The sequence below is a fragment of the Streptomyces sp. CNX435 genome, from assembly GCF_059570575.1.
In genome coordinates, this window is record NZ_JCANTA010000036.1 from 29,627 (window position 1) to 42,322 (window position 12,696).

Annotated in this window: 8 protein-coding genes; 5 read left to right on the forward strand and 3 right to left on the reverse strand. The window is 75.7% G+C overall.

Features of this window, described 5'->3' with window-relative positions; genetic code table 11:
- Positions 1-34 precede the first annotated feature (34 nt).
- Positions 35-6,079, reverse strand: a complete 6,045-nt coding sequence (locus T328_RS34030) for a PAS domain-containing protein (RefSeq protein ID WP_496500121.1) — start codon at positions 6,077-6,079, stop codon at positions 35-37.
- A gap of 348 nt (positions 6,080-6,427) precedes the next feature.
- Here T328_RS34030 and T328_RS34035 point away from each other — a divergent pair, with 348 nt between their 5' ends.
- The 3 genes from T328_RS34035 to T328_RS34045 all read left to right on the forward strand — a co-directional run bounded on the left by T328_RS34035 (position 6,428) and on the right by T328_RS34045 (position 9,379).
- Entirely contained in the window at positions 6,428-7,813 is a 1,386-nt protein-coding gene (locus T328_RS34035) for a low temperature requirement protein A (RefSeq protein WP_496500122.1), read from the forward strand.
- 259 nt (positions 7,814-8,072) lie between these two features.
- A complete protein-coding gene (locus T328_RS34040; RefSeq protein WP_496500123.1) occupies positions 8,073-8,780 on the forward strand; it encodes a ClpP family protease in 708 nt (235 codons plus the stop codon).
- 2 nt (positions 8,781-8,782) lie between these two features.
- On the forward strand, positions 8,783-9,379 hold the full coding sequence (locus T328_RS34045; protein WP_496500130.1) for a ClpP family protease: 597 nt from the start codon (positions 8,783-8,785) through the stop codon (positions 9,377-9,379).
- 72 nt (positions 9,380-9,451) lie between these two features.
- Here T328_RS34045 and T328_RS34050 read toward each other — a convergent pair whose 3' ends face one another.
- Together T328_RS34050 and T328_RS34055 are read right to left on the reverse strand one after the other, a co-directional pair.
- Positions 9,452-9,928 (reverse strand): helix-turn-helix domain-containing protein, encoded by a 477-nt coding sequence (locus tag T328_RS34050; RefSeq protein ID WP_496500124.1) that lies wholly within the window; start codon positions 9,926-9,928, stop codon positions 9,452-9,454.
- A gap of 256 nt (positions 9,929-10,184) precedes the next feature.
- Positions 10,185-10,784, reverse strand: a complete 600-nt coding sequence (locus tag T328_RS34055; protein ID WP_496500125.1) for a DinB family protein — start codon at positions 10,782-10,784, stop codon at positions 10,185-10,187.
- A 198-nt stretch (positions 10,785-10,982) separates the two neighbouring features.
- Between T328_RS34055 and T328_RS34060 the strand changes: the two genes are divergently transcribed.
- Together T328_RS34060 and T328_RS34065 are read left to right on the forward strand one after the other, a co-directional pair.
- On the forward strand, positions 10,983-12,068 hold the full coding sequence (locus T328_RS34060) for a methyltransferase domain-containing protein (RefSeq protein ID WP_496500126.1): 1,086 nt from the start codon (positions 10,983-10,985) through the stop codon (positions 12,066-12,068).
- A gap of 99 nt (positions 12,069-12,167) precedes the next feature.
- A partial coding sequence (locus T328_RS34065; RefSeq protein ID WP_496500127.1) for an SDR family NAD(P)-dependent oxidoreductase occupies positions 12,168-12,696 on the forward strand: 529 nt, incomplete at its 3' end.

Consider the following 12,696-nt stretch of genomic DNA (forward strand, 5'->3'; position numbering starts at 1 on the left):
TTCTGGACGGTGGCGGTGCGGTTCGCAGGGCCTGCTAGGTCGTGCCGATCTTGGCGAGGAGGTCGACGATCCGGTTCTGCACCTCCGCGCTCGTCGACCGCTCCGCCAGGAACAGCACCGTCTCCCCCGAGCGCAGCCGCGGCAGTTCGGCGCGGTTGATGTCGACGGCCGTGTAGACCACCATCGGCGTCCGGTTCAGCAGCCCGTTCGCGTTCAGCCAGTCCACGATGCCCGTACGCCGGCGGCGGATCCGCATCAGGTCCATCACGACCAGGTTCGGCCGGAAGCGGGTCGCCAGGTCCACCGCCTGCTCGTCCGACGCGGCGTGCATGACCTGCATCCCGCGCCGCTCCAGGGTCGCCGCCAGGGCGTCCGCGATGTCCGGGTTCTCCTCGAAGAGGAGCACGCGCGGCGGGTGCTGCTCGCTGTCGCGCGGCGCGAGCGCCTTCAGCAGCACCGCCGGGTCCGCCCCGTACGCCGCCTCCCGCGTCGCCTGCCCGAGGCCGGCCGTGACCAGCACCGGCACGGAGGCCGCCACCGCCGCCATGCGCAGCGCCTGCAGTGCGGTGCGCGTGATCGGGCCGGTCAGCGGGTCCACGAAGAGGCCGGCGGGGGAGACGGAGATCTGCGCGTCCAGCTCCTCGCGGGAATGGACCACGACGGGGCGGTAGCTGCGCGCGGTCAGCGCCTGCTGCGTGGCGGCGTCGGGCTCGGGCCAGACGAGCAGCCGGCGCGGGTTGTCCAGCGGCTCGGGCGGCATCTCGTCGTCGAGGCGCAGCGGGGTCGTCTCGGGGTCCTGCGCGGCGACCTCGATGACGCCGTGGCGGCCGTCGAGCGGCTCGGGGCCCTCGGCGGCGGACGCGTCGGGGGCTCCGATGGCGAAGGCCCGCCCGATGGCGTCGCGCCGGGCGCCGGCGGCGGTGCCGGCGGCGGGACCGGTGCCGGGGCGGGGTGGCTGGCGGTGGGGGTGGTGAGTGGGGGGTGGGGCGGTGGCTTGGGGCTGGGGCTGGGGTTGGGGGCGGGGGCGGCCGGGTTGCCGGGAGTCCGCGGCGGGCGGTTCGCCGCCGGCGCCGAGGGGGCGCCGCCGGCCGCCGGTGTGCTCGTCGGCGGAGTCGTACGGGTCGTGGGTGGGGGCGAGTGCGGGGTCGCCGGCGGAGGTGGAGGGGTCGTATGCGGAGTCGTTGGCGGTGTCGTAGGGGTCGTTCGGGTCTGCCTCGGTGGCCGCCGCGTTCTCGGGGGGTTGGGTGGCGCGGTGGCCGGGTCGGGTGCCATGGCTCGGAGGACCGCCGGCCTGGCTGACCTGGTTCTCCTGGTCCCCCTGGCTCCCTTGGTCGCCCTGCGCGGGCGGGCCGGAGGGCTGGTCCACGTAGGCCACGCCCTGGCCGAGGGTGCGCACGCTGATCGGGCCCGACTGCTGCGCCGGCAGGGCCGGCATCGCGGGGGTCGCGGCGGAGCGGGCGAAGCGGGTGGCGCCGCCGCGGGTGGTGTCGCCGCGGGGTCCGGGGGCGTCGGGGGCGTTCGCGGCGGCGGTCGGGGTGGCGCGGCGCGGGTCGACGCCGCGGGCGGGGGTCTGCATCTCGTGCCGTGGGTCTACGGGCGCGGGGGTGTGGCCGGAGGCGTGGGGGCCGGCGGCGGGTGCCTGGGCGGCGGCGGGTTCGGCGGTGTGGGGCTGCTGCGGGGCGGGCTGATGCGGGGCGGGTTGGCGGGGGGCGGGGGCGCCTTGGGTGCGGGGGTCGCGGGGGTCGCGCTGGGCGTCCGGGGTGCCGCCCTGGGTGCGGGAGTCGCCCTGGGTGCGCGGGTCGTGCTGCGTGCGCGGGTCGTGCTGCGCGGGGACGCTCGGGGTGGGGGTGCCGCGCCGGGGGGGCTGGGCGTCCGGGGTGTCGTGGGCGGGGTGCGGGGTCTGCGAGGTGCGTACGGTGCGGACTTCGCCCGTGTCGTCGGCGTTGCCGCCGCTGTCGTTGCCTTCGGCGCCGGTGGGAGCGCCGCGGTTGCTGGCGTGGGGGTACGGGCCGGTGTCCGGGTCCTGTACGGGGCGGCCGGTGGGCCGGCGGGGGTCGCGCGTGGCGTAGGGGGGTGGGGCGTCGTCGTAGGCGCCTGGGTGCGGTGCGGGGTCGGTGCCGGGGGAGTGGGGGTACGGGCCGGTGTCCGGGTCCTGCGTCGCGGGGCCGGGGCGGCGACGACGGCCGGTGGGGTGCTGCGGCCGGGCGGGTCCGGTGCCGGGTCCGGTGCCGGGGCCGGGTGCGGGTGCGGCGCCGGGTGCGGGGGCGTTCCGTACGGCCGGGTCGGTGGTGCCCCGGGGGAGCTGCGGCGCCGGTGCGTGCTGCGCGGCAGGGAGGGCGGCGGGGTGCGGCGCACCGGGGCGGTGCCCGGCGGGGTCGGCGGGCTCCAGCCGGTCGGCGGAGGCCCCACCGGGGTCGCCGCGCCGCGCGGGCCCGGCGGCAGCGCCGGGTCCGGGGTGCGCGCCGGGGGCGCCGGCGCCGGGGCGCCGGGCGGGGGCGCGACGGGGTGCCGTGGGGCCGTCGTACTCGCCGGGGCCCGCGGTGTACACGGGGCCGGCCGGTTCGCTGGGGGGTGCGGCGTCGTCGTAGTCGGCGGGGTCGATCGGCTCGACCCGGCCGGGGGTGTGGCCCGTACGCGAGGGGTGGTCGACCGGCTCGGCGTGGGTGCCGGGACCCGGGTGAGCGCCTGTGCCGGCGTGCGCGGTGGGGCCGCCGGGGGCCGTCGGGCCGGGCCCGGCCGGGCCGTTCGGCCCGGCCCGTCCGCCCGGGCCACCGGGCGCCGCCGGGCCGACGGGCCCGCCCGGTGCGCCGGGTCCGCGCGGTCCTGCCTGCCCACCAGGGCCGCCGGGGCCGCCCCGGCCTCCGGGCCCCGCCGGACCGCTCGGACCGCTCGGGCCGCCCGGTCCCATGGGGTCACCCGGACCCGTCGGACCGCCCGGCCCCATCGGGTCGTCGTCCGGTCCCTCGGGCCCGCCCGGCCCGCCCGGACGCTCTTGGCCGCCGGGACGCCCTGGGCCGCCAGGCCCGCCATAGCCGCCGGGTCCACCCGGAACGCCCTGACCACCCGGGCCACCGGGCCCGGACTCCGGTCCGCCCGGTCCCGGAGGTGAGTCCGGTCCCGCCGGTCCACGTCCTACGGGCCGCCGCCGAGCACCCGTCGAGGGCTCACCGGACTCAGAACGGTCGCCCTGCTGCGGGCCACCCGGCCCCTGGCCCACCGGCCGCCGCCGACGGCCGCGACCCTGCGTCCCGGGGAGGGCGTGCCCGAGCGCCGCGGCGCCGCTCTCCACGGCGCTGACCTCCCCGGCACTGCCGCCCGTATCGCCCGTGCCGCCCGTCGGCGCACCCGCGCCACCGGCCGTACCGTCCACCGCGGCACCGGCACCGGCACCGGCACCGGCACCGGCACCGGCGCCGTCCCGCGGCCCGCCCGGGCCGCCGTGGAAACCAGGTTGGGCTGCAGGACCCGCACCGCCACCCGGCGCAGGCACACCGCCCCCACCGCCGTACGCAACCGGCCCTTCACCCGGAGCCGCCCGCCGCCGGCGCCCGCCGGACCCGCTTGCACCGCCCGTCGGCGTCGGCCCACCGGCAGTCGCCTGCCCGGCGACGCCACCCACCGCCTCGGGCGCCACCGCACCCTGCGGCGCACCGTGCCCCGGCGTGCGCCCCGGCTCCTGGACAACCGACGGCCCACCGGCCTCCGGTGCCCCGGCCCCGCGACCGCCTACCGCACCCGGTCCACCGCGCCCCGCACCGCCGTCCGCACCACCGTCCGCACCCTGCCCCGGCGGCAGCCCCGCCACCGGAACACCCTCCGCAGGCACCCCCGCCCCGGCCCCGGGACCAGCCCCGGAACCGGCTCCGCTCCCAGCACCGGCCCCGGTCCCAGCACCGGCTCCGACCTCAGCACCGGCTCCGGTCCCAGCCCCAGCCCCGTGACCAGACCCGGGACCCGTCGGCACCCCCGCCGCCGGTGTCGCTCCGCGCCGCCGCCGGCCCGTGCCCGTACCGCCGACTCCCGTACCGCGCGGGGGCGTCCCAGTTCCGTCGCCCGACTCCGCCGCGGGAGCGGCGCGTCGCCGCCGCCCACCGGCCGTACGTCCACCACCGGCCGCACCGCCACCCGCGACACCGCCGCCGGCCGTACCGCCCTCGGCCCCGCCAGACCCGCCGGATCCACGAGGCCCACCGGATCCACCAGACCCACCGGATCCACGAGGCCCACCGGATCCACGAGACCCACCAGCCCCGCCGGGATCCCCCAGCCCAACCAGCTCCCCCGACTCCCCCGCCCCAACCGAACCGCCAGCCGAACCGTCGACCGAACCGCCTACCGCCCCGCCGGCCGAACCGCCGCCGGACCCCCCAGCCCCACCGCGAGCCGACCCGCCCGCCACCACACCCGACGCACTACCCCGCCCCAACGCCTCCGCGCCGGGCATCACCGTCGTCTCGTTCCCCGTGTCCCGCCCGCGCCCCGAGGTCTCCCTGTTCCGCGCGGCCCGCGCCGCCGGGCCGGAAGCCTGCACCGGCACCTCCAGCAGGTACGCGCCGCCGTTCTGCCCCGGCACGTCGTGCGTCTGCAGTATCCCGCCGTGCAGCAGGGCGACGCCCCGGGCCAGCGGCTCGTGCACGGAACCCGCCCCCGGACCACCGGCCGAAGCCCTAGCCCCAGCCCCAGAAACCGACCCAGCCCCAACCCCAACCCCCGGCCCCCGCGGCCCTTGCACCTCGATCCGCACCACATCCCCCCGCTGCGCCGCCGCCACCACAACCGGCGCGTCCGACGCCCCCGCCGTCCGCTGCCCCGTGGCGTCGACGCCCGCGACCTCCGCGATCAGGTGCGCCAGCGCCAGCGCCAGCCACCGCCCGTCCGCCTCGATCTCCAGCCGCGGCGCGTGCACCACGAACTGCGCCCGCCCCGGCCCGATCAGCTCGTCCGCGCCCTCGGTCGCGGCGTGCACCACGTCCTCGACGTTCACCGGCTCCACCGCGAGCCGCTCCCTGCCGGAGTCCAGCCGCTGGAAGTCGAGCACGCTGTCGATGAGCGCGGTCATGCGCCCGTAGCCGGCGGAGAGGTGGCGCAGTGTCTGGTTGGCCTCCGGCCACAGCTGGCCGGCCGGGTCGTCGACCAGGGTGTTCAGCTCCGCGCGTAGCGTGTCGAGCGGGCCGCGCAGCGCCACGTCCAGCACCGCCTGGAGTTGCGCGAGCCGCGCCTCCAGCGCGTCGCGCCGCCGCCGGTCGGTGAAGGCGAGGACGGCACCGACGAGTTGGTCGCCGTCGCGCACCGGGGCCGTCGTCATGTCCACCGGCACCGGCTGGCCGTCGCGTCCCCACAGCACCTGGCCGCGTACCCGGTGCTTGCGTCCGGAGCGCAGGGTGTCGGAGATCGGGGTCTCCTCGTACGGCAGGGGGGTGCCGTCCGGGCGCGAGTGGTGGATGAGGGGGTGGAGGTCGGCGCCGCCGAGTTCGCTGGCGCGGTAGCCGAGGATCTGCGCGGCGGAGGGGTTGACCAGGACGACCCGGCCGGTCGTGTCCGTACCGACGATGCCCTCGGCGGCGGCGCGCAGGATCATCTCGGTCTGCCGGCGCTGCCGCTGCAGCTCCGCTTCGACCTCCGCCGTGCCCGTGAGGTCGCGTACGACGAGCATCAGCAGCTCGTCGCCCGTGTAGTGGTGGCCGGGCGCGTACGGGGACTCGCCGTTCGGGCCGTCCTCCAGGTCGGCGCTGGTGACCTCGGCGGGGAAGGCGCTGCCGTCGGTGCGGCGGGCGGCGGTGCGCAGCGGCTTCGTACGCTCGTCGGCGCGCACTCCCGCGTCGGGGGCCACGGAGCCCGTGGCGTCGCCGCCGCCGCGCGGGCGGCGCATGGAGCCGGGGATGAGCTGCGGGTCGAAGTCGGGCAGCAGGTCGAGCAGCCCGCGCCCGACGACCGCCGCGCCGGGCCGCTCGAAGGTCTCCAGCGCGACGCGGTTGGCGGCGACGACGGTGCCGTTGGTGTCGACGAGGATGAGCGCGTCGGGGAGCGCGTCGAGTATGGCGGCGAGGCGAGCAGCGCCTCGGGATGGCCTGCTGCTCACGACGAACTTCCTCCTCGACTACCGTTCTTGCTGTGCTCCGCGGCCGGCCCTTCACGCCGTTCGCGCTTGTCGTGCGCGTCCCGTCCGCGCCCCCGTGCGCGCCGGTGGCCGTGCCACGAGAGGATTCTACGGTCCAACGTTGCCCGGGGGACGGCGGATGAGAATCGTCACGCCGCCACCACAACTCCGCGGAGTAACGGCCAGGTCGGCCGGGTATCGTGCGATCCGCGGCGGTACGGGGTACGTGGTAGGGGCCCCGGCCGCGACCGGGCACGGGTCGTGCGCCTGCCCGGCACTGGCGGCAGGTTACGTGACGAACACGTGGCCGATTGTGGGGGGCGGGGCAGCATGGCGACGGAACGCGACGAATCCGGCAGCAGAGAGAGCAGCAGAGAGAGCAGCAGCAAAGAGAGCGGCAGAGCGAGCAGCTCAGAGAGCCACTCCGCCAGCACGCCGGCACACCCCGGAAAGCCCTCCGCCCACCCCGGCGGCAGCACCCACGACCACCACACCCGCGCCGGCCGCACCGTCCGCACCTCCCACCCCCGCGGCCCCCGCCGCCGCGTCGTCTCGACCGGCGCCGACCACCGCGTCACGCCCGCCGAGCTGTTCTTCGACCTCGTCTTCGTCTACGCCTTCACGCAGGTCACCGCACTCCTCGCCGCCGACCCGACCCCCATGCGGCTGCTCGGCGCCGGCGTCGTGCTCGCGCTGCTGTGGTGGTGCTGGTGCTGCTTCGCCTGGCTCGGCAACGTCGTACGCGCCGACACCGGCCCCCTCCTCGGCGTACTGCTGACGGCGATGGCGGCGGTGCTCGTCGTGTCCCTGACCCTGCCGGAGGTCTTCGCCGGCGGGGACGGCGGCGACATCAACGCCCCGTTGGTCTTCGTCCTCTGCTACGGCGCGCTGCGGGTCCTGCACCTCATCGCGTACTGGGTGGCACACCCAGGCGACGACCGGCTGCGCACCACCATCCGCGCCACCGCCCTCACGTCCGTCGCGCCGCCGTTCGCACTCCTGGTCGTCGGCAGTTTCTTCACGGGCTGGGCACAGATCGTCATCTGGCTCGCCGCGGTCCTCATCGACTACGCCGCCGTCTACGTCACCGGCGGTTCCGGCTGGCACGTCGCCTCGCCGGCGCACTTCGCCGAGCGGCACGGGCTGATCGTGATCATCGCGCTGGGCGAGTCGATGGTGGCCATCGGCGTGGCGGTGGAGGGCTATCCGGCGACGTACGGCGTGCTGGGCGGCTCGGCCGTGGGGTTGCTGGTCTCGGCGGGGCTGTGGCGGCTGTACTTCCACCGGGTCGCCGAGCCGGCGGAGGAGCGGCTGACCGAGGCGGCGGGCGACGCGCGGACGCGGCTGGCGCGCGACGTGTACACCTTCCTCCACCTGCCGCTGGTCGGCGGCGTGGTGCTCTCGGCGCTGGGCGTGAAGGAACTGCTGCACCAGGTCGCCGACACCGAGCACTACGACCTCGCCGAGCCGCTGCACGGGCTCGGCGCGTGGGCGCTGGCCGGCGGAGTAGGGCTGTTCCTGCTGGGTGCGGCGGCGATCCGGTGGCGGACGGGCGGTCGGGCGTCGGCGGTGCTGGCGGTGGGCGGGGCGGTGTGCCTGGCGGCGGGGCCGGTGGTGGAGCACGTGCCGGGGCTGGCGGCGCTGGGGGCGCTGGCGGTGGTGACGGCGGCGGTGGTGGCGTGGTACGGCCGGGAGGCGGGGGCGGCGTCGGCGTAGCCCCGCCCGCCCAGAGCCCCGCCCGCCCAGAGCCCTCTGCCCAGAGCCCCTCTGCCCAGAGCCCCTCTGCCCAGAGCCCCGCCGCCCAGAGCCCCGCCGCCCAGAGCCCCGCCGCTCAGAGCCCCGCCGCTCAGAGCGCCTCTGCCCAGGGCGAATCTGCCCAGGGCGAATCTGCCCCCGGCAAAGACCCCTCCCCCCGAGCCGCCTCCCCACGGACTGTGGAAGCAACGCAGCACAGCACATCCACGAGGGAGGCACGATGACACCACCACCCCGCACCACCACCCGGGGGCGTACAGCCTCGGGGCCCAGCGCCTCGGGACCCAGCGCCTGGGGGCCCGACCTGGCGCCCCGCGCCGAGGAAGAAGAGGGACCGCCCCCGTCGCGGTTCGACGACCACCTGGCCGCCCAACTCCTCGGCCAGCGCATCGTCCTCCTCGGCACCGAGGTCACCGACGCCTCCGCGAACCGCATCTGCGCGCAGCTCCTCCTCCTCTCCGCCGAGGACCCGCGCACCGACATCGCGCTCTACGTCAACAGCCCCGGCGGCTCCGTCCACGCGGGCCTCGCCATCTACGACACCATGCGGCTCATCCCCAACGACGTGGCCACGCTCGCCATGGGCTTCGCCGCCAGCATGGGGCAGTTCCTGCTCACTACCGGCACGAAGGGCAAGCGCTTCGTGCTCCCGCACGCGCGGATCATGATGCACCAGCCCTCCGCGGGCATCGGCGGCAGCGCCGCCGACATCGAGATCCAGGCGGACAACCTCGAATACAGCAAGACGCTCATGGAGCGCCTCCTCGCCGAGCACACCGGCCAGGACCAGTCGACCATCTCGCGCGACGGCGACCGCGACCGGTGGTTCACGGCGGAGCAGGCGAAGGAGTACGGAATGGTCGACCACGTCGTCGAGTCGCTCGCAGACGTGCGCCCGGCCGGTTCGAAGCGACGGATGGGGCTGTGACCATGAGCCAGTACACGATCCCGAACGTCGTCGAGCGCACCGCGCACGGCGAGCGCGCGTACGACATCTACAGCCGGCTGCTCTCGGAGCGGATCATCTTCCTCGGTACTGAGATCGACGACGGCGTCGCGAACGTCGTCATCGCCCAGCTCCTCCACCTGGAGTCGGCGAGCCCCGGCAGCGAGATCTCCATCTACATCAACTCGCCCGGCGGCTCGTACACCTCGCTGATGGCCATCTACGACACGATGACTTTCGTCGGCGCGCCCATCTCCACGTACTGCGTGGGCCAGGCGGCGTCGACCGCGGCGGTGCTGCTGGCGGGCGGGGAGAAGGGGAGCCGCTTCGTGCTGGAGCACGCGCGGGTGCTGCTGGGGCAGCCGGCGAGCGGTGTGCGGCGCGGGACGGTGTCGGATCTGAGCCTGGAGGCGAAGGAGATCCTGCGGATCCGGACGCAGATGGAGGAGGTGCTGTCGCGGCACACGGGCCACGAGGTGGCGACGCTGCGTGCGGACACGGACAGGGACAAGGTGTTCACGGCGCAGGAGGCGGTGGCGTACGGGCTGGCGGATCAGGTGATCAGCAAGCGGCACCTGTAACGGCGGGGCGGCAGGCGGCGGGACGGCAGGCGGCGGGGCAGAGCCCCGCCGCCTGCCGCGCGCCGGAACGGATCAGGCAGCGAGCCGTACGTCCCCGGACCGGGGCCGGGACCCGGAACGGGACCGGGCGGAGGGCAGCTCGGTGACGGAGGAGACCGCGGTGGTCCGGTCACCGGCGGCGAGGCGGCGCCGCTCGGCGGCGGTCTGCTCGTCGTCCCGTATGGCGGAGAGGCGCACGATCTCGCCGTGGACGAGCACGAGCAGGTCGGCGAGGCGCAGGCCGAGCGCCTGCGTGGCGGCGGCGAGGACTTCGGACGACGCCTCCTTGAGGCCGCGTTCGACCTCGGAGAGGTACGGCATGGAGATGCGCGCGGCGTCGGCGACGTCCTTCAACGTACGCTCCTGAGCCAGCCGCTCCCGCCGCAGCACGCCCCCGACGACCTGGCGCCACAGGGGCTCGCGCTCGTCACCGCCACCGTCCCCGGGCGCGGGCGCGGGGGGACGCAGGGGGAGGACGCGGGCGTGGTGGTGGGGCGCGTGGTTGGTCACCTTCTCAGCGTAGGAGGGCGGCGGGCGGAGGGAAGGGCCGGGCGATCTGCTGATGGCAGAAATCGCCGAAGGCGAACGCGGGGAGGATGGTGCCGCGGAACGCCGCGGACGAGGAAGCCCGCGCCGCCGTTGGTAGTCCTGCCCCCTCCCCGAGGAAGCCTGCGCCGCCGATGGTCGCCCCGCCCCCCGAGGAAACCAACTCCGCCCCATCGTCGCCCTACCGCCCTACCGCCCTATGTCCCACCGCCCTACCGCCCTACTCCCTCCCCTGAGCCTCCCGGGCAGCGTCCTCGACCCGCCGCCGGTAGCCATCCCACCAGGCACGGTCCCCGGGCGTCATGCCGTCGTTGCCCCGCCGCATCCCGGCCGCGCCGTCGACGAGTTCGCGGACGATGTCGGCGTGCCCGGCGTGCCGCTGGGTCTCGGCGAGCATGTGGACGAGCACCCGGTGCAGCGACACCTCGGCCCGGTCGTCCGGCCAGTGCGGCACGCGGCCGAGGTCGTCCAGCGCGAACGCCGCGATCGTGGCGTCGGAGTGCGCGCAGGCGTGCTCGTAGAGCCGGACGAGGTCCTCGCGGGATTCGTCGGCGGTCGCCCACATGTCGACGTTGGGCTCTTCGGCGGCGGCGCCCTCCAGCCAGGGCAGCGGTTCGCCGAGGGGGCGTCCGAAGGTGTCGCCGAAGTACACGGCCTCGCAGCCGATCAGGTGCTTGACGAGCCCCAGCAGGTTCGTGGCGGTCGGCGTCAGCGGACGCCGTACCTCGTACTCGGACAGCCCGTCGAGCTTCCACAGCAGCGCGTCGCGGGCGGCCTGCAAGTAGAGCTGGAGGTCCGCTTTGGGATCGGTGTCGACCATGCGGAACAGCATCGCACCGCAGTGCGCACCGCAGTGCGCACTGCGGTGCGGCGGCTCCCGTAGGACCCGTAGGATCCACGGCATGTACTTCTTCCACCTGCGCTAGGCGCCGTCGGCGAGGCGAGGATCCCCCGTCGCCGACGAGGCGGGGCGGCGTGGCGCCGTCCCGGGCCCTGGCGTGGGAGAAGAACAGTCATCATGCGCGACGACGCACGTTTCGTCGCTCGGTGTGCGCGCGGTCTGGAACCGCAGTTGGCGGCCGAGATTCTGCGGCTCGAACTGGGCGGCATCACCGCGGTCGGACACCGGTCCGTCCACTTCCGGGCCTGGCGCCCGTACGACACGGGGGTGACGGCGCTCCGTACGGCGGACGACGTGTTTCTGCTGGCCGCGAGGATCCCGGAATCGGCGACAACCCGGGCGGCACTGCCGGCACTGGAAAAACTCACGACGAAAGCCAACCCCGAGAGGCTGCTGCGGCACCGCAACCGCCTAGTCCCGCACGGCGGCAAGCCGGCCGGGGTGGAGGTCTCGGCGTCGTTCCTGGGCAGGCGGAGCTTCAACCGGTACGACGCGGAGGACGCGGTCGGCCACACGCTGGCGGCCCGGCTCGACGTGCCGTACCACCCGCGCCGCACCGGGGCCGCGCCCCCACCGGACTACGCGGCGTGGCGCCTCACGCTGGACGGCACCGGGGCGACGCTGATGCTCCGCATCACCCCGCGCCCCCTCCACCGCCGCCCGTACAAGCGGCAGTCGGTGCCGGGGAGCCTGCACCCGCCGCTGGCGGCGGCGATGACGGGGCTGGCGGACATCGGCCCCGGCCACACGGTCCTCGACCCCTGCTGCGGCGCGGGCACCCTGCTCATCGAGGCGGCGCTGGCCCACCCGGAGGCGGCGCGGTTCCAGGGCTACGACATCGACCGGACCGCACTCGCCGCCGCCCGCGCCAACAAGGCGGCGGCGTCGCTGGACCGCATCCGCATCCGCAGGGCCGACGCGGGGGGCCTCCCCCTGCCCGACGGGTCAGTGGACCGCATCGTGTGCAACCCCCCGTGGGGAACCCAGGTCCACGCACAGGCAAGCCTGGCGACGGCCCCCTCCGCCTGGTGGCGAGAACTCCACCGCCTCCTCACCCCCACCGGCACCGCCGTACTCCTCCTCCCCACCCCCACCCTCCTGGCCCCGGCCATCCACGCCGGCCTGGTCCCCACCCACACCCAGCGCGTCCACCTCTCCGGCACCCCCGCGTTCCTCATCAGACTGGAACGCACGAAGACGTGATCAGGCCAGGCCGGCGGCGCCTTGCCTTCGACCGGCGACCCCTCTATGGTCGTACGTACGTAAGGCGTACGAACGTAATTCTAAGAAGGGGAGTCCGTGATGGCGACAACGCGGCCGGTGGCGCTCGTGACAGGTGCCTCATCGGGGATCGGCGAGGAGACGGCCCGCGCCTTCGCCGCGGCGGGCTTCGAGGTGATCGGAACCGGCCGCAAGACGTCCGGACTCACCCCGCCCGCAGGCGTGACGTACCTCGATCTCGACGTGGGCAGTGACGACTCGGCCACCGCCGCGGTCGGAGAGGTGATCGAACGGTTCGGACGCATCGACGTCCTGGTCAACAACGCGGGCATCGGCTCGGCGGGCGCCGTCGAGGAGAACTCCCTCGCCCGCGCCCAGAGCGTCCTGGACACCAACGTCCTCGGTGTCATCCGTATGACGAAGGCCGTCCTGCCGCACATGCGCGCCCAGAGTGGCGGACGCGTCATCAACATCTCGTCCGTCCTCGGAATCGCCCCCCAGCCCTTCATGGCCCTCTACGTCGCCTCGAAACACGCCGTCGAGGGCTACTCCGAGTCGCTGGACCACGAGGTCCGCGAACACGGCATCCGGGTCCTCCTCGTCCAGCCCG